This is a genomic window from Kitasatospora griseola (genome assembly GCF_044999035.1).
GTDB lineage: Bacteria > Actinomycetota > Actinomycetes > Streptomycetales > Streptomycetaceae > Kitasatospora > Kitasatospora griseola.
This window is the reverse complement of sequence record NZ_CP173360.1, coordinates 6,675,270-6,700,197: the sequence shown is the minus strand read 5'-3', so window position 1 is coordinate 6,700,197 and position 24,928 is coordinate 6,675,270. Positions and strand designations below refer to the sequence as shown.

At 72.4% G+C, this 24,928-nt stretch carries 25 protein-coding genes; 4 read left to right on the top strand and 21 right to left on the bottom strand.

What is annotated here, in order from left to right:
• Positions 1–367: 367 nt before the first annotated feature.
• The 18 genes from cbiE to ACI1MP_RS30260 form a co-directional block, all read right to left on the bottom strand.
• Positions 368–1,606 carry a precorrin-6y C5,15-methyltransferase (decarboxylating) subunit CbiE gene (gene cbiE, locus ACI1MP_RS30345; protein ID WP_100589995.1) on the bottom strand — a complete coding sequence of 413 codons (1,239 nt, stop codon included), beginning with the start codon at positions 1,604–1,606 and terminating at the stop codon, positions 368–370.
• A gap of 128 nt (positions 1,607–1,734) precedes the next feature.
• The gene (locus ACI1MP_RS30340; protein ID WP_404869954.1) at positions 1,735–2,361 is read right to left on the bottom strand and encodes a GNAT family N-acetyltransferase; all 627 of its coding nucleotides are present in this window, start codon (positions 2,359–2,361) and stop codon (positions 1,735–1,737) included.
• A 156-nt stretch (positions 2,362–2,517) separates the two neighbouring features.
• The gene (locus ACI1MP_RS30335) at positions 2,518–3,354 is read right to left on the bottom strand and encodes a MetQ/NlpA family ABC transporter substrate-binding protein (protein ID WP_404869953.1); all 837 of its coding nucleotides are present in this window, start codon (positions 3,352–3,354) and stop codon (positions 2,518–2,520) included.
• A 69-nt stretch (positions 3,355–3,423) separates the two neighbouring features.
• Entirely contained in the window at positions 3,424–4,191 is a 768-nt protein-coding gene (locus ACI1MP_RS30330) for a methionine ABC transporter permease (protein WP_404869952.1), read from the bottom strand.
• Positions 4,188–5,213 carry a methionine ABC transporter ATP-binding protein gene (locus tag ACI1MP_RS30325; protein WP_043908641.1) on the bottom strand — a complete coding sequence of 342 codons (1,026 nt, stop codon included), beginning with the start codon at positions 5,211–5,213 and terminating at the stop codon, positions 4,188–4,190. The genes ACI1MP_RS30330 and ACI1MP_RS30325 overlap by 4 nt, the downstream gene beginning before the upstream one ends.
• Before the next feature lie 413 nt (positions 5,214–5,626).
• Entirely contained in the window at positions 5,627–6,118 is a 492-nt protein-coding gene (locus ACI1MP_RS30320; protein ID WP_100589990.1) for a GNAT family N-acetyltransferase, read from the bottom strand.
• Positions 6,119–6,405: 287 nt separating this feature from the next.
• A complete protein-coding gene (locus ACI1MP_RS30315) occupies positions 6,406–7,770 on the bottom strand; it encodes an FAD-binding oxidoreductase (protein ID WP_380340489.1) in 1,365 nt (454 codons plus the stop codon).
• Positions 7,771–7,934: 164 nt separating this feature from the next.
• Complete coding sequence (locus ACI1MP_RS30310; protein WP_404869951.1) at positions 7,935–8,165, bottom strand: hypothetical protein; 231 nt, start codon at positions 8,163–8,165, stop codon at positions 7,935–7,937.
• A 47-nt stretch (positions 8,166–8,212) separates the two neighbouring features.
• The gene (gene argH / locus ACI1MP_RS30305) at positions 8,213–9,634 is read right to left on the bottom strand and encodes an argininosuccinate lyase (protein WP_380340495.1); all 1,422 of its coding nucleotides are present in this window, start codon (positions 9,632–9,634) and stop codon (positions 8,213–8,215) included.
• 73 nt (positions 9,635–9,707) lie between these two features.
• The gene (locus ACI1MP_RS30300; protein WP_043908647.1) at positions 9,708–10,901 is read right to left on the bottom strand and encodes an argininosuccinate synthase; all 1,194 of its coding nucleotides are present in this window, start codon (positions 10,899–10,901) and stop codon (positions 9,708–9,710) included.
• A gap of 109 nt (positions 10,902–11,010) precedes the next feature.
• On the bottom strand, positions 11,011–11,559 hold the full coding sequence (locus tag ACI1MP_RS30295; protein ID WP_043908648.1) for an arginine repressor: 549 nt from the start codon (positions 11,557–11,559) through the stop codon (positions 11,011–11,013).
• 25 nt (positions 11,560–11,584) lie between these two features.
• Positions 11,585–12,799 (bottom strand): acetylornithine transaminase, encoded by a 1,215-nt coding sequence (locus tag ACI1MP_RS30290; protein ID WP_404869950.1) that lies wholly within the window; start codon positions 12,797–12,799, stop codon positions 11,585–11,587.
• Positions 12,796–13,728: an acetylglutamate kinase gene (gene argB / locus ACI1MP_RS30285; RefSeq protein ID WP_380340503.1), complete on the bottom strand. Its 933-nt coding sequence runs from the start codon at positions 13,726–13,728 to the stop codon at positions 12,796–12,798. The genes ACI1MP_RS30290 and argB overlap by 4 nt, the downstream gene beginning before the upstream one ends.
• Before the next feature lie 22 nt (positions 13,729–13,750).
• Positions 13,751–14,923 carry a bifunctional glutamate N-acetyltransferase/amino-acid acetyltransferase ArgJ gene (gene argJ / locus ACI1MP_RS30280; protein ID WP_380340506.1) on the bottom strand — a complete coding sequence of 391 codons (1,173 nt, stop codon included), beginning with the start codon at positions 14,921–14,923 and terminating at the stop codon, positions 13,751–13,753.
• Positions 14,920–15,948 (bottom strand): N-acetyl-gamma-glutamyl-phosphate reductase, encoded by a 1,029-nt coding sequence (gene argC / locus ACI1MP_RS30275; protein ID WP_404869949.1) that lies wholly within the window; start codon positions 15,946–15,948, stop codon positions 14,920–14,922. The genes argJ and argC overlap by 4 nt, the downstream gene beginning before the upstream one ends.
• Before the next feature lie 275 nt (positions 15,949–16,223).
• Positions 16,224–17,468: a hypothetical protein gene (locus ACI1MP_RS30270; protein ID WP_404869947.1), complete on the bottom strand. Its 1,245-nt coding sequence runs from the start codon at positions 17,466–17,468 to the stop codon at positions 16,224–16,226.
• A gap of 35 nt (positions 17,469–17,503) precedes the next feature.
• Positions 17,504–18,430: a hypothetical protein gene (locus ACI1MP_RS30265; RefSeq protein ID WP_404869946.1), complete on the bottom strand. Its 927-nt coding sequence runs from the start codon at positions 18,428–18,430 to the stop codon at positions 17,504–17,506.
• Positions 18,431–18,546: 116 nt separating this feature from the next.
• Complete coding sequence (locus ACI1MP_RS30260) at positions 18,547–18,702, bottom strand: hypothetical protein (RefSeq protein WP_380340518.1); 156 nt, start codon at positions 18,700–18,702, stop codon at positions 18,547–18,549.
• 245 nt (positions 18,703–18,947) lie between these two features.
• Here ACI1MP_RS30260 and ACI1MP_RS30255 point away from each other — a divergent pair, with 245 nt between their 5' ends.
• The 4 genes from ACI1MP_RS30255 to ACI1MP_RS30240 all read left to right on the top strand — a co-directional run bounded on the left by ACI1MP_RS30255 (position 18,948) and on the right by ACI1MP_RS30240 (position 22,849).
• Positions 18,948–20,303: a tetratricopeptide repeat protein gene (locus ACI1MP_RS30255; protein ID WP_404869945.1), complete on the top strand. Its 1,356-nt coding sequence runs from the start codon at positions 18,948–18,950 to the stop codon at positions 20,301–20,303.
• 248 nt (positions 20,304–20,551) lie between these two features.
• On the top strand, positions 20,552–20,716 hold the full coding sequence (locus tag ACI1MP_RS30250; protein WP_404869944.1) for a hypothetical protein: 165 nt from the start codon (positions 20,552–20,554) through the stop codon (positions 20,714–20,716).
• Positions 20,717–20,901: 185 nt separating this feature from the next.
• Positions 20,902–21,642, top strand: a complete 741-nt coding sequence (locus ACI1MP_RS30245) for a VOC family protein (protein WP_404869943.1) — start codon at positions 20,902–20,904, stop codon at positions 21,640–21,642.
• A gap of 76 nt (positions 21,643–21,718) precedes the next feature.
• Positions 21,719–22,849, top strand: coding sequence for a hypothetical protein (locus ACI1MP_RS30240; RefSeq protein ID WP_404869942.1), 1,131 nt, complete (start codon positions 21,719–21,721; stop codon positions 22,847–22,849).
• 52 nt (positions 22,850–22,901) lie between these two features.
• Here ACI1MP_RS30240 and ACI1MP_RS30235 read toward each other — a convergent pair whose 3' ends face one another.
• The 3 genes from ACI1MP_RS30235 to ACI1MP_RS30225 form a co-directional block, all read right to left on the bottom strand.
• Entirely contained in the window at positions 22,902–23,372 is a 471-nt protein-coding gene (locus ACI1MP_RS30235; RefSeq protein WP_404869941.1) for a hypothetical protein, read from the bottom strand.
• Positions 23,373–23,466: 94 nt separating this feature from the next.
• Positions 23,467–23,601: a hypothetical protein gene (locus ACI1MP_RS30230; protein WP_404869940.1), complete on the bottom strand. Its 135-nt coding sequence runs from the start codon at positions 23,599–23,601 to the stop codon at positions 23,467–23,469.
• A gap of 159 nt (positions 23,602–23,760) precedes the next feature.
• On the bottom strand, positions 23,761–24,609 hold the full coding sequence (locus ACI1MP_RS30225) for a universal stress protein (RefSeq protein ID WP_380340538.1): 849 nt from the start codon (positions 24,607–24,609) through the stop codon (positions 23,761–23,763).
• Between the last annotated feature and the right edge of the window lie 319 nt (positions 24,610–24,928).

Sequence of the window (24,928 nt, the reverse complement as noted above, 5' to 3'; positions counted from 1 at the left end):
GGTGGCGTGCCATCAGAAACAACGACAGCCCCGGGCAACCGGCACGACGGCGCGGCCGCTTTCGGACCCTCACGGCATTCTTCCGGGCGGGTGCGCACCACGTCGAATGCCCGCGAAGCGGGCTGTTCGGGTTGCAGCGCGTCAAATCGGTGGTATTCATGCCGAATCGGACACGGTGCTGCCGTGACGGATTGCGCCCCGGGGAAACCCTACCGGCCGCGGCCGGACCGTTCTCGAAACCGTGTCCGGATGCGACGGGGATCACCGTACCGTCGAGGTCTGACGGTCAGTCGTGTGCGGTCCGCGGGCAGCCGGGGGCGGCCGGGTACAGCCGCCCGTGGTCGCGGGGGCGGAGTCCGTCCCGCGGTCAGTCCTGCGGTTCGCCCCAGATCAGCAACGTGTAGTCGCCGCGCCCGAAGGAAGGTCCGGCGCCGCCGGCCGGCTCGGCGCGCAGGGGGGCGGACTGGAGCAGCAGGCCGTCGGTGCGGTAGCCGGCGGTGTCGAGGATCTGCCGGGTCTCGCCGGCTTCGGCGAGGCTGCGGGCGACGGCGACGACGCGTTCGGGTTTGCGGGCGACGACGGCGCGGACCATGGCGGGGCCGCCGTGTTCGACGGCGACGGCGTCGGGTTCGGGGAGGGCGCCGAGGACGTCGGGTCCGGTGCCGGTGGCGGTCTCGATCTCGACGCCGGCCTTGCGGGCGTTGGCGGTGATCCGGACGCAGTCGGCGGGTTCGGCCTCGACGGCGACGACGGCGGCGCCGAACCGGGCGGCCTCGACGGCGAGGGCGCCGTCACCGGCCCCGACGGTCCACAGCAGGTCGCCGGGGGTGGGCGCAAGGCGGGCGAGCGCCAGCGCGCGGACGTGCGGGGGCAGTGCGCGGGGGCGCCTGGTGTCGGCGTCCGCGCCGGCGTACGCCCGGTTGGGGAGTGCCCAGCCGCGCTGCGGTCCGGGGTGGTCGAGGGGTTTGCCGGCCAGCCAGCCGGCGGCGGCCTCGGCGGGCGGGACGTTGCCGATCACCAGGACGACGGAGGGGTCGCGCCAGTCGTGGTCGGGGACGCGTTCGGAGGTGAGGACGGTGACGTCCTCCTCGGGGGTGCCGAGGGCTTCGCAGACCACGAAGGTGCGGGGCACCCCGCGGAGCATCAGGGCGAGTTCGCTGGGTCCGGCGTCGGCCGTGGTGAGGACGGCGACCTTGGGATGGGCGCGGCAGACGTTGGCGGCGCGGCGCAGTCGCCCGCCGTGCGCGGAGACCACCTGGGCGTCCTCCCAGGGCATGCCGGCCCGGGCGAAGGCGGCGGCCACCGAGGAGACGGCGGGCAGCACTTCGAGTTCGAGGCCGTACTCGGGGCTGCGCAGGGTGCGGACGACACCGAAGAAGCCGGGGTCGCCCTCGGCGACGACGACGGCGGTGCCGCGGTGGTCGGCGAGGCGGCGGGCGGCGGCCCGCAGGTCGGCGAGGCCGATGCGTTCGGCGCGTTCCGGGACGGGGAGGGCGGCGAGCTGGTAGCCCGCTCCGGCGACCAGGGTGGCTGCGGCGAGTGCGCCGGCGGCTGCCTGGGTCAGTGGTGTGCCGTCCCACCCGATGACCGTGATCCGGTCAGCCATCTGCGGCTGTTCTCCCTATGCCGTGTTCCGCCCCTGGTGGAAGCCGATCGTGTTCGTCGGCGTTCCCTCGGCAGAGGCTACCGCCTGGCGGGGGTGGTGCGGAGCAGTGGCGCGCGCCCGGGGCGCGTTCAGTGGCGCAGGGCGTGGGGCTGGTCGGCGGGGTGGGCGGGTTCGGGCGGGTCGAGGTCCTCGGGGAGCAGGCTCCACACGATCAGGTCGGTGTGTTCCTCCGGCCCGGGGCCCCATTCACCGCCGCGGACTATCGCGGCGTTGCGCAGCACGCCTTCGCTGATCGCGCCGGTCTTCTGGGCGACCTGCTGGGCGGCGGTGTTGCCGGCGGCGGTGCGCAGTTCGAGGCGCTGGAAGCCGCGGTCCTCGAACAGCCACTGGGCGGTGCCGAGGACGGCTTCGGGGGCGTAGCCCTCGCCGCGGGCCCAGGGGGCGGTCACGAAGCGGATCTCGGTGGCGCGCAGGTGCCAGTCGGTGCGGTCGAGTTCGAGGAGTCCGACCAGGCGCTGGGTGAGGTGTTCGGTGACCGCGAAAACGATTCCGCGCCCGAGGGCGCGGCGCTCCGGCGCCCGACGGCCGATCAGGTCCTCGGCGTCGGCCCGGGTATAGGGCCGGGGGTGTCCGGTCCAGGTCTGGACGAGTTCGTCGGAGAGCATCGCGGTCAGGCCGGGGGCGTCCTGCTCCTCAAGGGCGCGCAGCAGCAGCCGGTCGGTGCTGATGGCTGTCTCGGGGAAGTTCGCAACCATTGCCGTCTCTCCTCGCCGGGTCGTGGACACACCGTACGCCCGCCCTTGATCGGGCGTGTCAGCGTACCCGTTCCGTCTCTCACGGCTCGTCAGCGCGGTGCCCCCGGCGGGGAGGCCGGGGGCACCGTGGGGGCTGAGCGTGATTCGGGGTGCGGCTCAGAACGCGGGGATGACGGCGCCCTGGAAGTTGTCGTCGATGTACTTCTTGACGGCGTCGGAGTGCAGCAGCTCGGCGAGCTTCTTGACCCGCGGGTCGCTCTCGTGGCCCTTCTTGACGGCCAGGATGTTGGCGTACGGGTTGCCCTGGGCCTTCTCGATCGCCAGCGCGTCGCTCGCGGGCTTGAGGCCGGCGCCGAGCGCGTAGTTGCCGTTGATCACGGAGGCGTCGACGTCGTCCAGCGAGCGCGGCAGCTGGGCGGCCTCCAGCTCCTTGATCTTCAGGTGCTTGGGGTTGGAGGCGATGTCGTCGGCGGTGGCGGCGGTGCCGGCGCCGTCCTTGAGGGTGATGAGGTTGTTGTCGGCCAGCAGCTTGAGGGCGCGGGCCTCGTTGGTGGCGTCGCTGGGGACGGAGACCTGGGCGCCGTCCTTGAGGTCGGCGAGGTTCTTGACCTTCTTGGAGTAGACGCCGAGCGGCTCCAGGTGGACGGTCTCGACGGAGACCAGGTCGGTGCCGTTCTTCTTGTTGAAGTCGTCGAGGTACGGCTGGTGCTGGAAGAAGTTCGCGTCCGCGGATCCGTCCTGGACCGAGGTGTTGGGGGTCACGTAGTCGCTGACCTCCTTGACGTCCAGCTTGAGGCCGGCCTGGGACGCCAGGTTGTCCTGCACGAACTTGAGGATCTGCGCGTGCGGGGTGGCGCTGGCGGCGACCACGAGGGGCTTGTTCGGGTCGGCCCCGGCGCCGGAGTCGGAGCTGCCGCTGGAGCAGGCGGTGACGCCGACGACGAGCCCGGCGGCGGTGGCGGTCAGGACGGTGGTCTTCAGAAACTTACGCACGAAAAGTGCCTTTCTGCGGGTGCGAACGGCCCTGGTGGGCCGGGGACCGCTCCTGGTGGGGAGCGGTGGTCAGTGGGAGGAGACGAGGTCCTCGTCGACCGCCTCGGCGGTCTGCTCGGCGCGCGGCGCGGCCTTCGCCGCCTTCCTCGGGCGGAAGAGGCTCAGCGGGCTGCGGTAGTCGCCGCGGCGGGAGAGCCGGCGGGCGGTCAGGTCGCCGAGCAGCTGCAGCACGGTGACGATGATCACGAGTTCGGCGACGATGACCCACATGAAGGCGGTCTCGAAGCGCTGGTAGCCGTAGCGGACGGCGAGGTCGCCGAGTCCGCCGCCGCCGACCACGCCGGCCATGGTGGAGTAGCCGATCAGCGCGATCAGCGTGGTGGTGACGGCGGAGACCAGCGAGGGCAGGCTCTCCGGCAGCAGGGTCTTGCGGACGATGGTGCCGGTGCCGGCGCCCATCGCCTTGAGCGCCTCGATCAGGCCGCCGTCGACCTCGCGCAGCGCGGTCTCGACCAGCCGGGCGAAGAACGGGATGGCGCCGATGGCGAGCGGGACGGTGGCGGCCTGCCAGCCGAGCGAGGTGCCGGTGAACAGCTTGGTGAACGGGATCACCGCGACGATCAGGATGATGAACGGGATGGAGCGTCCGACGTTGACGATCACCCCGAGCACCCGGTTGACGGCGGCGTTCTGCAGCAGGCCGCCCTTGTCGGTGAGCACCAGCAGCAGCCCGAGCGGCAGGCCGATCACCAGGGTGGCGAGGCCGGCGACGCCGACCATGCCGAGGGTCTCCCAGGTGGCGGGCCACATCAGTTCCTGCATCCGTTCCCAGGTCATGCTGCCACTCCGTTCGACAGGTCGAGGACGTCCACCTGGAGTCCCTGTTGGCGCAGGTAGCCGATCGGCACCACGTTGTCGGTGTGGCTGCCGGGCAGTTCGACCCGCATCCGGCCGACCAGGCGGCCGGCGATGGTCTCCACGGCGGCGCCGAGGATGTTGATGTCGATCTGGTAGGTGCGGGCCAGCTGGGAGACGAACGGCTGGGCGGGCGCGTCCCCCTGGAAGGTGATCTCCAGGACGGTGCGGTCGGCCTGCCCGGAGCCGAAGTCGCCGAGCGGGAACAGGTCGCGGGCGATCCGCGAGTGGCCGTCCGCGAGCAGGTCGGTGAGCCGGCCGCTCTCCACGACCCGGCCACCGCGCATCAGCGCCGCGGAGTCGCAGACCGACTTGATGACGTCCATCTCGTGGGTGATCAGCAGCACGGTGAGGCCGAGCTGCTGGTTGAGGTCGCGCAGCAGCTGCAGGATCGAGCGGGTGGTCTCCGGGTCGAGGGCGCTGGTGGCCTCGTCGGAGAGCAGCACCTTGGGGTCGCCGGCCAGGGCGCGGGCGATGCCGACCCGCTGCTTCTGGCCGCCGGACAGCTGGCCGGGGTAGCTGCCGGCCTTGTCGGCGAGGCCGACCAGGTCGAGCAGTTCGGCGGCCTTGCGGCGGCGGTCGTGCCGGTCCAGGCCGATGATCTCCAGCGGCAGTTCGACGTTCTGCTGCACGGTGCGCGAGGAGAGCAGGTTGAAGTGCTGGAAGACCATGCCGATCCGCCGCCGGGCCTCGCGCAGTTCGCGGCCGGCCCGCTGCTCGCTGCCGGACAGCGCGGTCAGTTCGACGCCGTCGACGGTGACGGTGCCGGAGGTGGGGCGCTCCAGCAGGTTGACGCACCGGATCAGGGTGGACTTGCCGGCGCCGCTGGTGCCGACGACCCCGAACACCTCGCCCTCCTGCACGTGCAGGTCGACGCTGTCCAGCGCCAGGACGTCGCGGCCCCGGGAACGGTAGACCTTGGTCAGGTCCTTGGTGGTGATCACAGCTGCTTCCGTTTGTTCGTCGGCGGACGACCGTGCGGGCATCCGCGCCAATGCAGGGAACGGCACCTGGTGCCGGGAGGAAGATCGAGGGGCTGGCGTCGTGTCGGTCACGGCCGCCGGCCGACCGGGTCGCGCGGGGCGCGGCCTCGACGGGTCATCGGGCGGACGGGACGTCAGCGGGGGCTGGGCAGAGCTCTCAGCGACAACACATTCGACGGCGCATGCTTCGCTCACCTGCCGGCGTCGCGCCGGTGGGGATGCATGTCGTCGTCGTGGTCATGGAACCCAGTAAATCAGACATTTGGTGAACGTCCCAATGCCCAGGACGCACTGTCCGTTATGTGGACACGACCCTTGCGGGGCAAGCACTGCGGCACCCGACCCGCGTCCGGGCCGGGTGCCGCGGGGGTGGTTCAGGCCGCCAGCGAGGCCTCGCCGGGCTTGGCCAGGGTGACGATCGACAGCCGGCGGGAGACCTCGCGCACGTCGGTCTCGTGGTAGCCGAGGCTGCGGTACAGCCGCAGGTTGCCGAGGCTGCGGTGGCCGGTGAACAGCTCGAAACGGGTGGCGCCGTCCTCGGCGAGCTTCGCCTCCAGCGCGGTCAGCAGGCGGCGGCCCAGGCCGTGCCGCTGCATCCGCGGGTGCACCACCAGGCGGCCGATCTGGCCGACGCCGGCCTCGTCCACCCAGCCGCGCACCGCGCCGACCACCTCGTCGCCCAGGCGGGCCACCAGGGAGCGGTGCTCGGCGAGTTCGGCCTGGAGGCTCTCCAGGCTCTGGGTCAGCGGTTCGAGCGTCCAGTCGCTGTACAGCTCCGCCTCGCTCTGGTAGCCGAGGTACTGGAGCTTGAGGATCTGCTCCGCTTCATCCGGTCGTGCCGCTGCGATGATCACACTCATGCCCATGGATGGGGCCTCCATCGTCAATCGCCCGGCGCACGCGAGTGAGGGTCTGGCACCGGCCTTGTCCGAGGTGTGCCCGGACGGGGATCGGCCCGGCCCGGGAAAAGCGCGACGCGTCCCACCGGACGGTGGTCCGAGAGGCCGGAACCGACGCGCTCACGGTCAGTATCCGGGCGGTCGGGCGACCGTCAAGAGAGACGTTCGCCACCGCTCTACCCAGGCGACCACTCTTCTCAACCTCCCGGACGCCGACGTGGCGAGCGTCACGCCCGCACCGCCCGGACCACCCGTCAACCGCTCGGACGGATGTTCTGGTTCACCCGGAACAGGTTCCCCGGGTCGTAGCGGTCCTTCAGCGCCACCAGCCGCTCGTACTTCGCCAGCCCGTACGCCTCCACCACCCGGCCCTGCCCCTCCAGGCCCATCAGGTTCACGTACGCCCCGCCCGAGGAGAACGGCCGCATCGCCTCCAGGCACTGCCGCACCCACGCCACCTGCGGCTCCGCCGGGCCGGTCGTCCAGCGGCCCACCGCGCTCAGCAGGTACGGGGCCTGCCGGTAGGTGTACGCGCTGTCCTCCGCGCCCACCCGGGCCACCGCGCCGCCCAGGAACGCCAGTTGCGCGTGGGCGTCCGGCGAGGGCAGCGCGGCCACCTGCTCCGCCAGCCGGTCGATCGCCGCGCCGTCCAGCACCGACAGGAACTCCGACCGGCCGAACACCCCCGCCCCCGGCCCCCGGCCGGTGTCCAGCATCTGCTGCCACAGCGTGTACGGGCGGGTCTGCACGGTGTCCGCGACCACGCCCGGCATCGCGCGCAGCGGCGCCACCACCTCCCGGCCGCGGTCCGCCCGGCCGGCCCAGCACAGGCCGATCCGCACCGCCGGCCCGGCCGGCAGCTCCGGCACCCCGCGCGGACGGCCGAACTCGCACGCCACCGTCAGCCCGTCCGGGGCCTGCGCCATGAAGTCCCGCACCGCCGCCACCGTCGCCGCCAGCGCCTCCCTGGGCAGGTACAGCGCCCCGCACAGCACGTGCGGGCCCACCCGGTGCAGCCGGTACGTGAACGAGGTGACCACCCCGAAGTTCCCGCCGCCGCCGCGCAGCCCCGCGAACAGCTCCGGATGCGAGGCCGCGCTCGCCGTCAGCAGCCGGCCCTCGGCGGTCACCACGTCCGCCTCCACCAGGTTGTCGCAGGTCAGGCCGTACGTCCGGGTCAGCCAGCCGATGCCGCCGCCGAGCGTGGTCCCGGCGATGCCCGCCGCCGAGTACGGCGCGCCGGGCGTGGCCAGCCCGAACGCCTGCGTCTCGTGGTCGAACCCGCCCCAGGTCGCCCCCGGCTGCGCCCGGGCGGTCCGGCGCTCCGGGTCCACCCGCACTCCGGTGAGGCCGGACAGGTCGATCAGCATCGCGCCCTCGCCCGTCCCCAGCCCCGCCACGCTGTGCCCCGCGCCGCGGACCGCCACCGGCAGGCCGTGCTCCCGGGCCACCGCGACGGCCTGCAGCACGTCCGCGACACCGGTGCACCGCGCGATCACGTCGGGCCGGCGGTCCACCGCCGCGTTCCACACCCCCCGCGCCCGGTCGTACTCCTCGTCCCCGGGCACCACGATCTGCCCCCGGAACCCCTCGGCAAGCGCCACGGCTGCGTCGGCCATGGACTCAGCCTAGGGCCGCCCCGCCCGGCCCGCCCCGGCATGGACCGGCCACCGGGTGACGCATGCCGCCCGCGGTCCCGCCGCGGAGCCCGCGCGGAACCGGTGATCCGTACACGGCCTTCGCCGGGAATCCCGGTCTGCCGCAGGGCGGGGGCGGCACCGCGTCAGCGCGTCCGGCGCCGCTCCCGGCCGGTGGCCTTCGACACCGCGCCCCACATCCACGCGGCCCCGGCGAGGGTGACCAGCACGGCCGGGCCGATGGTCCGGCCCCGCCGGTCCAGGGCCGCGGCGACCAGCCCCGCCGGCCCCTCGCCGCCGGGATTCTCCCCCGGAGCCGGCGCCTCACCGGCCATCAGCAGGCCGGACACCGCGCCGCGCGCCGACCGAGTCGTCATGGCCCCCCCTCGCCACGTCCTGAGGAGCCCGCCCGGCAGCGAGGTGCTCAGCCGATCCAGGCCTGCTGGACGGCCAGGTCCTGCTTGATCTCGCCGAGCTGCACGGCGACCGCCGAGGGCGCGGTGCCGCCGCGGCCGTTGCGGGAGGCGATCGCGCCGTGGACGGAGAGGACGCTGCGGACGGCCGGGGTCAGGTGGGAGGAGATGGCGGCGAACTGCTCGTCCGTCAGGTCGGACAGCTCGATGCCCTCGGCCTCGCAGACCTTGACGCAGGCGCCGGCCACCTCGTGGGCGACGCGGAACGGGACGCCCTGCTTGACCAGCCACTCGGCGATGTCGGTGGCCAGCGAGAAGCCGGCCGGGGCGAGCTCCTCGAGGCGCTCGCGGTGCACGGTGAGGGTGGCGATCATGCCGGTGAAGGCGGGGAGCAGGACCTCGAGGGTGTCGCAGGAGTCGAAGACCGGCTCCTTGTCCTCCTGGAGGTCGCGGTTGTACGCGAGCGGGAGCGCCTTCAGGGTGGCGAGCAGGCCGGTCAGGTTGCCGATCAGGCGGCCGGACTTGCCGCGGGCGAGCTCCGCGATGTCGGGGTTCTTCTTCTGCGGCATGATCGACGACCCGGTGGAGAAGGCGTCGTGCAGCGTGATGAAGCCGAACTCCTTGGTGTTCCAGATGATGATCTCCTCCGCGATCCGCGAGAGGTTGATGCCGATCATCGCGGTGACGAAGGCGAACTCGGCGACGAAGTCGCGCGAGGCGGTGCCGTCGATGGAGTTGCCCACCGAGCCGCGCTCGAAGCCGAGTTCGGCGGCGACGGCCTGCGGGTCGAGGCCCAGCGAGGAGCCGGCCAGCGCGCCCGAACCGTACGGGGAGACGGCGGTGCGGGTGTCCCACTGGCGCAGCCGCTCGGCGTCCCGGCCCAGCGACTGGACGTGGGCGAGCACGTGGTGGGCGAACAGCACGGGCTGGGCGTGCTGGAGGTGGGTGCGGCCGGGCATCGCGGTGGTCGGGTGGGCCTCGGCGAGGCCGACCAGCGCGTGCTGGAGGTCGAGGATCAGCGCGCCGATGGTCCTGGCGTGGTCGCGCAGGTACATCCGGAACAGCGTGGCGATCTGGTCGTTGCGCGAGCGGCCGGCCCGCAGCTTGCCGCCGAGGTCGGCGCCGAGGCGCTCCAGCAGGCCGCGCTCCAGGGCGGTGTGCACGTCCTCGTCGGCGACGGTGCCGACGAACGCGCCGGACTCGACGTCGGCGAGCAGCTGGTCCAGGCCGGCCAGCATGCCGGTGAGCTCGTCCTCGCTCAGCAGGCCCGCCTTGTGCAGGACCCGGGCGTGGGCCTTGGAGCCGGCGATGTCGTAGGGGGCGAGCCGCCAGTCGAAGTGGACGGAGGCGGAGAGCTTGGCGAGGGCCTCGGAGGGGCCGTCGGCGAAGCGCGCGCCCCAGAGGCGGACGTCTGCGGGCTGGTCGGCGGTCATCGCGTGGGCTCCTTCAAGTGCTGTGGCGGTGCCCCGGCCGCGTGGTGCGGCCGGGGCGGGTACTGCCGGGGGGTCAGGCCAGGTCGCGGCGGGCGGCGATCTTCGAGGACATGCCGAAGATCTCGATGAAGCCCTTGGACATGGACTGGTCGAAGGTGTCGCCGGTGTCGTAGGTGGCGAGGTTGAAGTCGTACAGCGACTGGTCCGACTTGCGGCCGTTGACGACGGCGCGGCCGCCGTGCAGGACCATCCGGATCTCGCCGGAGACGGCCTGGTTGGCCTCGTTGACGAAGCCGTCCAGGGCGCGCTTGAGCGGGGAGAACCACAGGCCGTCGTAGACCAGCTCGGCCCAGCGCTGCTCGACCTGCCGCTTGTAGCGGGCGAGCTCGCGCTCGACGGTGACGTTCTCCAGGGCCTGGTGGGCGGTGATCAGGGCGATCGCGCCGGGGGCCTCGTAGATCTCGCGGGACTTGATGCCGACCAGGCGGTCCTCGACCATGTCGAGGCGACCGATGCCCTGGGCGCCGGCCCGCTTGTTCAGCTCCTCGATGGCCTGCAGGACGGAGACCTTGCGGCCGTCGATGGCGACCGGGACGCCGGCGTCGAAGGTGATGACGACCTCGTCGGCCTCGCGCGGGGTGGCCGGGTTCTGGGTGTACTCGTAGACGTCCTCGATCGGGGCGTTCCAGATGTCTTCCAGGAAGCCGGTCTCGACGGCGCGGCCGAAGACGTTCTGGTCGATCGAGTACGGGTTCTTCTTGGTGGTGACGATCGGGAGGTTCTTGGCCTCGGCGAAGGCGATCGCCTTGTCGCGGGTCATCGCGTAGTCGCGGACCGGGGCGATGCACTTCAGGTTCGGGGCCAGCGACTGGATGCCGACCTCGAAGCGGACCTGGTCGTTGCCCTTGCCGGTGCAGCCGTGCGCGACGGTGGTGGCGCCGTGCTTCTGCGCGGCGGCGACCAGGTGCTTGACGATCACCGGGCGGGACAGCGCGGAGACCAGCGGGTACTGGCCCTGGTAGAGGGCGTTGGCCTTGAGGGCCGGCAGGCAGTACTCGTTGGCGAACTCGTCGCGGGCGTCGGCGACCTCGGCCTCGACGGCGCCGCAGTCGAGGGCGCGCTGGCGGATGACCTCCAGGTCCTCGCCGCCCTGGCCGACGTCGACCGCGACGGCGATGACCTCGGCGCCGGTCTCCTCGGCGATCCAGCCGATGCAGACGGACGTGTCCAGACCGCCCGAGTAGGCGAGTACGACGCGCTCAGTCACGGCTTTCTCCTTCAGTACAGGTTTCATGCGGCGTTAGGCATAAGTATGCACGAGTGCGTATGCATTGCCAAACCGGTGGCACTCAGTGGGACGGAAAGGGGGTGGAGGGCTACTGCGACTTGGCCTGGGCGAGCTGCATCAGGTGGTCCGCGAGCGCCTGCCCGCCGGCCGCGTCACGGCTGATCAGCAGCACGGTGTCGTCGCCGGCGATGGTGCCGATGATCTCGAACACCTCGGCGGTGTCGATCGCGGATGCCAGGAACTGGGCGGCGCCGGGCGGGGTGCGCAGCACGACCAGGTTGCCGGAGGCGGTGGCGGAGACCATCAGCTCGCCCGCCAGCCGGGCCATCTTGGCCTCGCTGGCGGACTCGCCCATGGGGGCGCGCGGGGTGCGGTCGCCGCCCTCGGCCGGGACCGCGTAGATGAGCGCGCCGTCCCGGTTGCGGATCTTCACCGCACCGAGTTCGTCCAGGTCCCGGGAGAGGGTGGCCTGGGTGACCACGAGTCCGTCGTCGGCGAGCAGCTTGGCCAGCTGGCTCTGGGAACGGACGGGTTGACGGGTCAGCAGGTCCACGATCCGGCGGTGGCGTGCGGCGCGGGTCTGCGGGACCTGCGGCGTGGGGCCTGCCGTGGGCGACTCGGGGCGGGGTTCGGTCATAACTGAAGATTCTCCTGAAAGACGCTCAGCTGTTCGCGCCGGGGGCGGTTTCGCGGACCGTTCGGAGGATCGAGGGCAGCGCAGCGAGGAAGCGGTCGGCCTGTTCCTCGGTGAGGATCAGCGGCGGAACCAGCCGGACGGCGTCCGGAACGGCCGCGTTGACCAGGAAGCCGGCGTCCTGCGCGGCGGCCTGGACCTGGCCGGCGACGGGCTGCGTCAGCACGATGCCCAGCAGCAGGCCCTTGCCGCGCACCTGCGCGACCAGCGGGTCGCCGATCGCCTCGATGCCGTGGCGCAGGCGCTCGCCGAGCTTGGCGGCGTGCTCCAGCAGGCCCTGCTCCTCGATGGTGCGCAGCACGGCGAGGCCGGCGGCGGCGACCACGGGGTTGCCGCCGAAGGTGGTGCCGTGCTGGCCGGGGGCGAGCAGTTCGGCGGTGTCGCCGAAGGCGAGCACGGCGCCGATCGGCAGGCCGCCGCCGAGGCCCTTGGCGAGGGTGACGACGTCCGGGTCGGCGCCGTCCTCGGCCTGGTGGGCGTACCAGTGGCCGGTGCGGCCGATGCCGGTCTGGATCTCGTCCAGGACCAGCAGGGTGCCGGTGGCGCGGGTGATCTCCCGGGCGGCCCTCAGGTAGCCCTCGGGCAGCGGGACGGCGCCGTTCTCGCCCTGGATGGGCTCCAGGAAGACGGCGGCGGTGTCGGTGGTGACGGCCTGCCGCAGGGCCTCGACGTCGCCGAGCGGGACGTGCGTGACGTCGCCGGGGAGCGGCTTGAACGGGTCCTGCTTGGCGGGCTGGGCGGTCAGCGCGAGGGCGCCCATGGTGCGGCCGTGGAAGGCGCCCTGGACGGAGACCAGGTGGGTGCGGCCGGTCAGCCGGGAGATCTTGAAGGCGGCCTCGTTGGCCTCGGCGCCGGAGTTGCAGAAGAACACCCGGGCCGGGCGGCCGGCCAATTCGACGAGCTTCTCGGCGAGTTGGATGGTCGGCTCGGCCATGAACAGGTTGGAGACGTGGCCGAGGGTGGCGATCTGCCCGGTGACGGCCTCGACGATCGCGGGGTGCGCGGTGCCGAGCGCGTTGACGGCGATGCCGCCGACCAGGTCGAGGTACTCGTTGCCGTCGGCGTCCCACAGCAGGGCGCCCTCGCCGCGCACCAGCGGGATCCGCGGGGTGCCGTAGTTGTGCATCAGGGTGTGCTGGTACCGCGCGGTGATGGCCGCGTTGCCGGTCGGTTCGTCGCTCATGCCAGGCCCCCCAGGACGGTGGTCTCGTCGTCGGGCACGACCATGGTGCCGATGCCCTCGTCGGTGAAGATCTCCAGCAGCAGGCTGTGCTGGACCCGGCCGTCGAGCACCCGGGCGGTGCCGACGCCGGAGCGGACGGCGCGCAGGCAGCCCTCCATCTTGGGGAGCATGCCGCTGGCCAGGGTCGGCAGCATCTCCTCCAGTTCGGAGGCGCTGAGCTGGCTGATCACGTCGTCGGAGTTCGGCCAGTCCTTGTAGAGGCCCTCGACGTCGGTGAGCACGACCAGCATCTCGGCGCCGAGCGCGACCGCCATTGCGGCGGCGGCGGTGTCGGCGTTGATGTTGTAGATGTGGCCGTCGGCGCCGCGGGCGATCGAGGAGATCACCGGGATCCGGCCGTCGGCGATCAGCGCCTTGACCGCGCCGGCCTCGATGTTGACGATGTCGCCGACCAGGCCGATGTCGACCTGCTCGCCGTCGACCACGGCGTAGCGCTTGACGGCGGTCATGGTGTGGGCGTCCTCGCCGGTCATGCCGACGGCGAACGGGCCGTGCGCGTTGAGCAGGCCGACGAGTTCGCGCTGGACCTGCCCGGCGAGCACCATCCGGACCACGTCCATGGTCTCGGGGGTGGTGACGCGCAGGCCGGCGGTGAACGAGGACTCCAGGCCGAGCCTGTCGAGCTGGGCGCTGATCTGCGGGCCGCCGCCGTGCACCACGACGGGGTGCAGTCCGGCGTAGCGGAGGAAGACCACGTCCTGGGCGAAGGCGGCCTTCAGGTCCTCGTCGACCATGGCGTTGCCGCCGAACTTGATGACGACGGTCTTGCCGTGGAAGCGCTCCAGCCAGGGCAGCGCCTCGATCAGGGTGCGGGCCTTGGGCAGGGCGGCGTTGCTGCGGGCCTGTTCGCCCTTGGGTGCGATCTGCATGGCGTGTGTCGATTCCCCCGGGTCAGCTGGAGTAGGCGCTGTTCTCGTGGACGTAGTCGGCGGTCAGGTCGTTGGTCCAGATGCTGGCGTCGGCCCGGCCGGCCTTCAGGTCTGCGGTGATGACGACCTCGCGGCCCTTCATCGAGACCAGCTCGCGGTCCTCGCCGACGCCGCCGCTCCGGCACACCCAGACGCCGTTGATGGCGACGTCCAGCTGGTCCGGGTCGAAGGCGGCGGAGGTGGTGCCGATCGCGGACAGCACCCGGCCCCAGTTGGGGTCCTCGCCGTGGATGGCGCACTTGAGCAGGTTGCTGCGGGAGATGGTGCGGGCGACGTCGACGGCCTCGTCCTCGGTGGCGGCGTTCACGACGTCGATCCGGATGTCCTTGGACGCGCCCTCGGCGTCGCCGATCAGCTGGCGGGCCAGGTCGGCGCAGACGCCGCGCACGGCCTCGGCGAACTCGGCCTGCTCCGGGGCGACCTCGGAGGCTCCGGAGGCCAGCAACAGCACCGTGTCGTTGGTGGACATGCAGCCGTCGGAGTCGACCCGGTCGAAGGTGGTGCGGGTGGCGTCGCGCAGCGCGGCGTCCAGCTGCGGGGCCTCGACCACGGCGTCGGTGGTGACCACGACCAGCATCGTGGCCAGGCCCGGGGCGAGCATGCCCGCGCCCTTGGCCATGCCGCCGACCGTCCAGCCGGCCGGGCTGGTGACCTGCGCGGTCTTGTGCACGGTGTCGGTGGTCTTGATGGCGATCGCGGCGGCCTCGCCGCCGGTGCTGCTGAGCGCCTTGGCGGCCTGCTCGATGCCGGGCAGCAGCTTGTCCATCGGCAGCCGGACGCCGATCAGGCCGGTGGAGCAGACCGCGACCTCGATCGCGCCGACGCCGAGCTCGGCGGCGACCTTCTCGGCGGTGGCGTGGGTGTCCTGGAAGCCCTCCGGGCCGGTGCAGGCGTTCGCGCCACCGGAGTTGAGGACGACGGCGGCCAGCTCGCCGTCCTTCAGCACCTGCCGGGACCACTTGACCGGCGCGGCGTGCACCCGGTTGGAGGTGAACACGCCGGCCGCGGCGTGCAGCGGGCCGTCGTTGACGACCAGCGCCAGGTCCGAGGTGCCGGACGCCTTGAGGCCGGCGGTGACGCCCGCCGCGCGGAAGCCCTTCGCCGCGGTGACGCCGAGGTTCTGAGTGTCCGTCATGGTGCGACTCCGTTCAGCGGGAGGCCGAGCTCCTCGGGGAGGCCGAGGGCGATGTTCATGCTCTGCACCGCGCCGCCGGCGGTGCCCTTCACCAGGTTGTCGATCGCACTGATCGCGATGATCCGCCCGGCGTGCTCGTCCAGCACCACCTGCAGCACGGCCGCGTTCGACCCGTAGACGGACGAGGTGTGCGGCCACTGGCCCTCGGGGAGCAGGTGGACGAACGGCTCGTCGCCGTAGGCCTCCTGGTACGCGGCTCCGAGCTTCTCGGCCGTGGTGCCGGGCTTCGCCTTGGCGGAGCAGGTGGCGAGGATGCCGCGCGGCATCGGCGCGAGCGTCGGGGTGAAGGAGACGGTGACCGGTTCGCCCGCGAGCGGAGTCAGGTTCTGCGCCATCTCCGGAGTGTGCCGGTGGCCGCCGCCGACGCCGTACGGGCTCATCGAGCCCATCACCTCGCTGCCCAGCAGGTGCGACTTGGCGGCCTTGCCCGCGCCGGAGGTGCCGGACGCGGCGGTGATCACGGCGTCCGGCTCGGCCAGGCCCGCGGCGAACATCGGGAACATCGCGAGCGTCACGGCCGTCGGGTAGCAGCCCGGCACCGCGATCCGCTTGCTGCCCTTCAACGCGTCACGGTGGCCCGGCAGTTCAGGCAGGCCGTAGGGCCAGGTGCCGGCGTGCGGGGAGCCGTAGAACTGCTCCCAGTCGGCCGCCGACCTCAGCCGGTGGTCGGCGCCGAGGTCGACCACCAGGACGTCCTCGCCGAGCTGGGCGGCGAGCTCGGCGGACTGGCCGTGCGGCAGGCCGAGGAACACGATGTCGTGCCCCGCCAGCGTCTGCGGGTTGGTCGGCTCCAGCACCCGGTCGGCCAGCCCGATCAGGTGCGGCTGCAGCGCACCGAAGCGCTGCCCCGCGTTGGAGCCGCCGGTCAGCGCCCCGATCTCCACCTCCGGATGCCCTTGCAGCAGGCGCAGCACCTCGCCGCCCGCATACCCGCTCGCTCCGGCGACGGCAACTCGCAATACCATGGCATTCCTTCCTGAAGGCCCAGCATGAATATACGCATCGCAGCAAAATCATGCAAGATTGCTCCTGGCTGCCCACCGTCATTTCCGGGCCCTGACCTGCGGCCATGACCGAACTCGCAGTACTGGCCCGAACCCCGGGCCACGACGACTTCCCCGCAGAGCGACCGACCTGCCACCCGCGCCTGCCACTGGCGGTCGCCACCGCGACCGGCGGCCGCACCGTCCGCGTCCTCGACTGCGCGGAGGGGCGGCTGCGTGGTCGCGTCTTCGTCCACTCAGCGCGGGGCCGCCGGGAGGTGAGCAACCGAACGCTTGGCCGCATCACGCGCACGGAACCCGAAGCTGACGAGGACCACGCGCTCTCCGGCGCCGAGGGGAGTCCTTCCGTGCGGGGTGATCGCCCCATCGAAGACAACGCACTCGCCCGCTGCGAGGTCGCACGCACGGTAGCCGTCAGCGCCGATGAAGACGGTAGTGCTCACAGTGGGAGCTGCGGCGGGACGCTCGTGCTTGAGGCACAGGATCAGATTGGCCTCACCGAACCCGAACTCGTCCACGTGGAAGTCGAGGAACTGCCCCTCCTCCAGATAGGCGATATAGACGCCGTTGTGCGGCTGCTCCACCTCCAGGCCGGTGGACTCCGCGACGACTGCGGCGAGATCCACTTGCCCTGCGAAGCGGTTCGCGGCGTCGCCCACGGCCGCGTTCCACTTGCCGTTGTGGAGGTATCCGTTGGCGGTCAGGGCCTCCTCGGCCTCCTGCGCCATAGCGTTGATCAACTCGACCGGGAACGGCTGGTCTCGCAGGTGGCGCGGGTGTACCCGCTGATGCGCGGTCAGCCCGCGCACGGCGCTCCGGATGGCCGGGAAGTCTTCTGCCCACCGGTCCGAGGTCCGGGCCGTGGTGTTGGACTGGAGCCACGAAGTCCACTGCCTGCTCCACTGGCGGGGCACCGCGTTGTCCGCCCCCGGCTCTGCGGTTTGCTCGATCAGCAGTTCCACCCGCGAGAGTGCTGCCTGTGTGGACCCGATCAGCTCGATGTCCCCCTTGGCGATCCGCAGTCGCAGCGCTTCCCGGAGGTGGGCCTCGGCACCGGCGAGGTCACCGCGCTCCATCAGATACTTGCCGGTGTGCTGGAGCGCGAAGTCCACCAGTTCCGGGTGTTGGCTCCGCGCGGTGCCCAGGGCGCTGCGGTAGAGCGCATCCGCAGTCCGCATGTCACCGGCGTAGCGGTGGGCGTCGCCGAGGTTGAGCCCGGTGGCGACGACCGCTCGGGTGTTGCCGCTCGCTGCGGCCAAGTCGAGCGACTGCCGCAGGAACGAAAGGGCCTCCTCGTGGTGTCCCAGGCACATCTGACCGACGCCGATCCATCTGGTCAGGACCCGGACACGGGCTGGGTCGGCCCCATCGGGCAAAGCCCTTAGATCTTCATGGAGTTGGCCAACCGCAGTCGTCAACTTGCCCCGGTCGGTCGGGACCATCCGCAGGCCGGCGTCCTGTGTGATGAGGTGCTGGAGCACCGGACCCTCCTCGTTCGGTTCTGCTCAGGGTGGCACTACAGCCGGTCGGTCTGGCGGCGCAGGTCGGCCAGCAGCTCCACTCCGTGCGGGGTGAAGTTCTCACTCAGGAGTTCGAGTTCGCGCATGAGGTAGCGGACAGCGGGAAGGCCCTCGTCGTAGGCGGCCCGGAAGCACGCGCGCTCGGTGGCGGTCAGGTCGTCGCGGTCCAGCTCGGTGCGGCGGAACCTCAGCAGCTGGTTGTAGACACCGGTCGCGTGGAAGGCCCGGTCCACCTCCCAGAACTGGTTGCGCGCGACGCCCTGACCCGCTCGCCACTTGATCTCGATCTTCGGGGACTCCTTGGACGAGTACCCGTCGGCGAAGACCTGGTGCTGAAGGACGTGGAAGCTGATCGACTGGTGCGTTCCCTCGTGGAGCAGGTTCTCCGCCAAGAAGCGGGAGGACGGCTCCGGGCTGACCGTGTTCGGCGGGATGTGGTGTCGGGCCTTGTCGGAGAACACGACGATGTACGGGAGCGCCGGGTCGCTGGAACTGGTCAGCGAAGAAGCGCGGACTCCGGGCTTGAGCCCGACCCACAGCAGCCCACGAACGAACTCGCGCACGCGGGCGAATCCCTCGGGGTGGACCAGCGACAGGCGGTCCAGCGCCTCGGACAGTGCTGCGCGGCGGCCGTCGGTGTGCTCGGCGATCTCATAGTCCGTCAGGTTGATCTCGCTGGCGATCTCGCCGGGAAGCCGGGCGTCGAACCAGTCGAAGGCCGCGCCGGCCACGGTCACGTTCTCGCTGCGCAGGGAACGGGCATGCTGCGCGTAGGGGGTACCGGACCCGACGAGGCGTTCCATCAAGGCGAACGGCAGAGCGCTCTCCGCGCCCTCCTCGCGCAGGCGGCGCAGTTCCGGACCCTTCCGGCCGAGGTCGAAGAAGGAGCCAGTCGGGACGCTGGTGGCGATGGTGGTGTTCACTGCGGACTCTCCTTGTTTGGGAGTGTGTGGCGATGCCGCGCGGCGGGCCGACCCGGGTGGCCATCCGAGCCGACCCGCCATGCCGTCAACTACTCGGCATCGATTCGGAGTTGCTGTCAGACCTCGGTGGCCGCAGGCGCGAAGTCGCCGTCCGGGACCGAGTGGTCCAGCCGCCGCGTCAGGGACTCGACGCCCACCGGCACGAAGTCGCCGTCCGGCACCGAGTGGTCCAGGCGCCGCGTCAGGTTGCTGACCTGGGTGCTGTCGGACATGGTTGTGCTCCCTCCATGGGTACTGCTGCGAGTTGGTGCACCTCCCCGAGGTTCGGGGAGGAATCTGCGAAACCGCTGGCGGGCTCACCGCTTGGCCTTCGGCAGGTGTCGCCGTCTGCCGTGCCAGTCGGACGGAACCCCTGGCCTGTCGGTGCAATCAGTGAACAGCCAGTCACGCTCCGGAGGTACGGTATGAGCACACCGATCCCGTTCAACCCGTTCAAGATCGCAATTAGGGGCGACAGTTGACGGACAACAAGGCACCGAACGAGGCACTGGCCCGGGCCATCGCGGAGTCCGGATGCACGTACCAGGCACTGGCGACGACAGTGCGCGCAGTCGCTTCCGAGGCGGGGGAGCACTTGGCCACGGCTCCATCGGCCATCGCCCACTGGGTGGCCGGCGGCACCCCCACGGGGCGCACCCCGCTGTACCTCGCCGAGGCCCTCACCCGGAAGACGCGCCGCAAGGTGACCGTGGCGGAGATCGGGCTGGGGTCGGAGGCGATCGGGGAGGCCATGGGCACCGACCCGCTGGCCACCGCCGCCGACCTCGGGCGAGCCGTGACGCAGTCCCGCCGCGACTTCCTCGCCAGTGCGTTCGCCGCTGCCGCTGTGGCACTGCCGCTGACCTACGATCACCAGGCGGTCGCCGCCACCCTGCGAGCGGGGAGGGCCGGTGGCCGGGTGGGCGTCGGCGAGGTGGCCACCGTCCGGCACATCACCGGCGTGTTCACTGCCGCTGACGAGCGTCTTGGCGGTGGGCACGGGCTGAGCGCCGTGACCACCTACCTGACCGACACGGTGGTGCCGATGCTCCAGGCCGTGTATCCCTCCGAGGCGATTCGCCGGGATGCCTATGGCGTGGCGGCCGAACTGTCGTACCTCGCCGCGTGGAAGTACCACGATCTGGGCCGGGAGGGCGCCGCGCAGCGGTACTACCTTCTCGGCTACCAACTCGCCTGCGAGAGCGATCCGACCGGACACGGAGCCTGGATGATGCGCGCCCTCGCCCATCAGGCTCTCAACCTCAAGCAACCGGAGTTCTGCGCCGAACTGGCGGAGGAGTCCCTACGGCGAGCGCGTGGAAAGGTGGACCCGCAGACCGAGGCCCTGTTGCTGATCACGAGCGCCAGGGCGTACGGAGCTGTGGGGAGCGGACAGAAGGCCGCAGCGGCGCTACTGGCGGCCGAGGACGCCATGCTGGACACCACGGCTCCGCCGGCGTCTTTCACGGCCGCCACCGGGCCGGTAGCGGCAACCGTCGCTTCTCACACCGCCAAAACCCTGGCCGAGCTGAAAGACCATCAGGCGGCCGAACGCCACCACCGCACCGCTCTCGCCGGTCGTGACCCCGAGGCGTTCCGGCGCATTCACGCCCTGACGCTCGGGAACCTGGCGCGGTCCGTCGCTGCCCAGCGCCGCCACGACGAGGCTGTGGGGATTTGGGGTCAGTCCCTGGATTTCATGGACGGAGTCGTCTCGGACCGACACAAGAAAGACCTTCACAAAGTCCGTACCACAATGACCAGTTGGGCCCGACGCGGCATCCCGGGCGCCGCGGACCTGGGGCAGCGCGCTGCCGAACTCGTCCGAGTCTGACCCCCGCCGGCCCGGCCCCGTTGGCAGATCCTCGTCGGAGCCTGCTACGCGGTCCGCCACTCCCCCGTACGCCGAACGACTGCCGACCGCGGACCGACGGGCTCACCCGGTTCCGGTCGCGTGACCGCTGGGCCGTCCCGCACCACCGCACCGCGAAGCAGAACCCCTTCGCCCCGTCCGGGACCGACCCGGGCGGGGCATTCTCGGCCCTGCCGTAGAACCGCTGGTTCCTCGCGGGAACGGAGGAGGTGCCGCAGGAGGACGACCTGGAGGGGCACCTCGCCACCACCGACGGCGCTCGCACCTGGACCGGCGCCGACCTCGCCATGGTGACCGGAACCTTCTCCGGCGATCCGACCTGGCTGCGGCTCCGGGCCGCCCTCAACCGGGCCCGGGGCGTTCGGGCGATCTGACGCCGCGCCGGTCGATTCGTGTGCCCGTCGATGGCCCGGACGCGCGACGCCGATCGGTTCGGTGTCGGGGCGGGTGGCCGCGGCCGCCAAGGTGACGGCAGAGCGGTGGCGGCCGCAGGCCGTACGGGCGCGGCCCGATGCCCGGTCGGGCCGGGTGGCGGGTCGCAGTGCATAGGATCGCCGACATGGCGCTGCGACCCGCTCATGTGATCATCAAGGCTCTCGACCCGGTGGCGGTCGGCCGGTTCTGGGCGCAGGCGCTCGGCTGGACCGCCCACCATCCGGGCGTGACCACGTACGTCGCCCCGCCCGGCGAGCTGGTCTGGCCGGACCCGGTCGCCATCGGCCTCGACCTGGTGCCCGTCCCGGAGGGCAAGGGCCCGGCCAAGAACCGCATGCACCTCGACCTCGCCAGCACCTCCCCCGCCCATCAGGCGGACCTGGTCGCCCACCTGCTGGCGCTCGGCGCGACGCCCGTCGACCTCGGGCAGGGCGAGGTGCCGTGGACGGTGCTCGCCGACCCCGAGGGCAACGAGTTCTGCGTGCTGGAGCCCCGTGAGATCTATCGGGACACCGGCCCGGTCGCCGCGATCGTGGTGGACTGCGCCGACCCCCGGGGGATGGCCCGCTTCTGGGGCGGGGCGATCGGCTGGACGGTCCACGAGGTCGCCGACGACCAGGCGACCCTGCGCTCCCCCGCCGGCACCGGCCCCTACCTGGAGTTCCTCCGCTCCACCGACGCCCGCACCGCCCCCGACCGCCTCCACCTCGACCTGCTGCCCCACCCCGGCGACGACACGTCCACGGAGGTCGCCCGCCTCCGGGCCCTCGGCGCGACCGACCTCGACGTCGGTCAGGGCGACGTGCCGTGGACGGTGCTCGCCGACCCCGAGGGCAACGAGTTCTGCGTGCTCGCTCCGCACTGACGCCGGTCCGTCAGGACGGCGCGTCCGTCCTGCGCCCTCACCTGACGTCGTCACACCCCGCCGCTACCGTGCCGCCATGACCGAACTCGCCGTGCTGGCCCGCCTGTCGGCCGACTCGAAGCACCCCGTCGAACAGCTCGTCCGCCACCCCCGGCTCCCGCTGGTGGCGGGTACCGCGGCGAAGAGCCGGCTGGTCCGGGTCTGGGACTGCGGCGGCGGGCGGCTGCACGAGTTCGCGCCCGTCGACCTGGGGCCGGCCCGGGAGCCGGACCCCGCCGAGTGGTGGCGGTCCGAGACTGCTCCGCCGGTGGCGTGGCACCCGGAGCGCCCGCTGCTGGTCGTCGCCGACGGCAGCACCCTGACCCGGTGGACGCCCGACGGCCCGTCGGTGCCCGAGCAGGTCTCGGCCGCCTACCTCCACCTGGCGTTCAGCCCGGACGGCCGCACCCTGTGGGCGAAGCCGTCCGGCGATTCCTCGGACGCGCTCGACCTCGCCACCGGCAGCGCCGTCCCGGCCCCCTACTGGGACACCGGTGTCGCCGTCCACCCGTCCGGCGAGCTGGTCGCCACCCTGGTCAGCGACCAGTCCGCCACCTTCTGCCTGTTCGCCCGGCCCGGGGCCGAACCCCCGGCGGCGATGCGGCAGTTGCGGCACGCGCTGGTCCTGGCCGCCGACGGCTACGGCACTCCGCTGTTCAGCGCCGACGGCCGGCACCTCGCGATCCGCGGCAACGCCTACGTCGACTCGCTGGACGTCTTCGCGTTCCCTTCGCTGCGGAGGGTCCTGACGAGGACGCTCGCCGAGGACGACGCGCAGCGGTGGCCGGACGAGAACCTCGCCTGGGGCGTCCGGCCCGGTGTGCTGTGGATCGGCACGCCGACCGGCTCACTGCTCGAACTCGACGTCGAGACGCGGGAGACCGTCGAGCACCCGTCCCCGGCCGGTACCCCGATCTCCGCGCTGACCGCCACCGCGACCGGCGACCTGCTGGTCGCCCACGCGGACGGCGAACTCGCCCTGCTGGCGGAGCGTCCCGCAACTCCCGCCCCCGAAGCGGTGGATGACGTCACGGTGTTCCTGGCAGGGACGGAAGAGGTGCCGCCGGCGGGCCAGTTGGAGGATCACCTGGTGTACACCGACGGCTCCGGGATCTGGGAGTCCGAGGACCCCGACGCTGCCGAGGCGGCCGGCCGGCCCCTGCCGTAACGCAGTTCGCCGGGCCGCACCGAAGATCGGCACGGCCCGGCGAACGAAACGGTCAGGCGTCGGGCTGAGTGATCGTCAGGCCCCAGTGCACGTCGGGGGCTGAGGTCTCCACGCCGACGCTGAGCGAGGAGATCCGGTCGACCGGCACCACGGCCGAGCCGCGGCCGATGGTGTCGGCCGGGCAGGCCACGGTGAACTCGACCGGGGTGGTGCCGCCGCCGAAGCTGACGTGCACCTCGCCCGGGCCGCTGCTGCCGCCCTGGCAGCCGACCGTGACGGTGACGGGCGGGCCGGACATGTTGAGGCCGGCGCCGACCGCGCCGCCGTTGCCGATCCAGTCCGGGATCCAGATGAACCCGTCCGGTCCGGGGTGCGGCAGGATCTCCCCCGTCCCGGGCGTTCCGTGCTCGGGTTCCCCGCTCTGCCCGGCCATCGCCGACCCCGCCGCCACCACGACGGCCGGCCCCGCCGCCACCACGACGGCCGCCGCCGCGGCCACCCAGGCGAAAGTCGCGCGCCTCATCTGTTTCTCCCCTCCGTCACCACCGGGCCCCGAAGTCCCGACGTGCCCGAACAGTCTCATCCGGCACTGACAGCACTCGCTTGAGTACGGGTACTCAAGTCACCGGTTCGGGGCCCGGCCGGTTCCGGGTGCCGGCGCGGATGCGGGCGGGCGCGGCAGTGACGGCCGACAGCGCCCTGCGGGCGGGGATCGGGTCACCGAGCAGCTCGGCGAAGTCCTCGGACGTCATGCCGAACTGCCGGGCGTCCCGCCAACCTGCCGGACCGCCCCCGGCCGGGTCACCGGTGCTCGCGCTGTTCGCCCGGCCACCGGTCCGTTTGACGTGCCGTCAGGCCGACCCGGCTCCGGATCCAAGGCACGGTGGTGACCGGCGGCCAGGTGCGTCGGGTCAGTCGTGCGGGACGATGGCGACCGGCGACTTGGCGTGGTGGCTGACCGCGTGGGCGACCCGGCCCAGGCGGTGGCGGCGGCGGCCGACCACCACCAGGGCGGCGCCGGCGGAAGCGTCCACCACCGCCCCGGCACCGCTGCCGATCCGGCTGTCCTCGACCACCGTGACCTGCGGGTACTTGGCCCGCCACCCGCCGAGCCCCTGGGTGAGCAGCTCCGCCTCGAGGACGCGGAACTGCTCGGCCTCGGTCTCCGGCGCCACCCAGCCCGCGTAGCCCCAGACCGGGGGCGGAGTCCAGCCGTGAACCACGCGCAGTACCGCGCCGCGGGCCTCGGCCGCGCGGAAGGCGAAATCGACGACGGCGTCCGCCGGGGCGCGGGTGTCGATCCCGACGACCACCTCGCCGGGGGCCTCGCCCGGCTGCGGCTGCGCGGCCCGCACCAGCACAACCGGCACCTCGCAGCGCGCCGCGACGTCGAGGCCGATCGACCCCACCAGCAGGCCCTCGAAGCGGCCCAGGCCCAGCGAACCGACGGCGAGCAGCTCCGCGTCGGCCGCGGCGGCGGCCAGGTCGGCGGCGGGCTCGCCGCCGGTCAGCAGGCCGGTGTGCAGCTCCAGCCCCGGATGGGCCTCGCGCACCTGCTGCGCGGTGTCGGCCAGCATGCGCTCCGCCAGGGTGCGCACGGACGCCGGCTGGCTGGGATCGGCGTGCAGGTCGTCCTCCCAGGTCCAGGCGTGGACGAGGCGCAGGGCGAGGCCGCGGCGCAGCGCCTCGTCGGCCGCCCAGTGCGCTGCGGCGGTGCTCTCGGCCGAACCGTCGGTGCCGGCCAGAACGAACGTGCCCATGGCGGTGTCCCTGCTCTCCGTTGCTCGGGGCGGCCCCGGGCGCGGTCGCCGGGGGCCTGCAGCCATCCTGGCCGGGGCGCGCTCTCCGGGTCGAGGGCCTGCCCGGCCCGTGGTCCGGGCCCATGGTCCCGGCCGGTCGGGACAACCGGTGCGGGCCGTCCGGCGAGGCCGTCCCGGATGGGCGACGGCCTGCGGGACCTTCGGAACCAGCCGGAGACTTCCGACCTCTGTCCGGACGGCCGGGGCCGCGGCGACGCTGTCGGGAGCACGAGGCCGGGCGAACCGCCGCCCGGACCATCCGCACCCCCTGGAGGTCCAC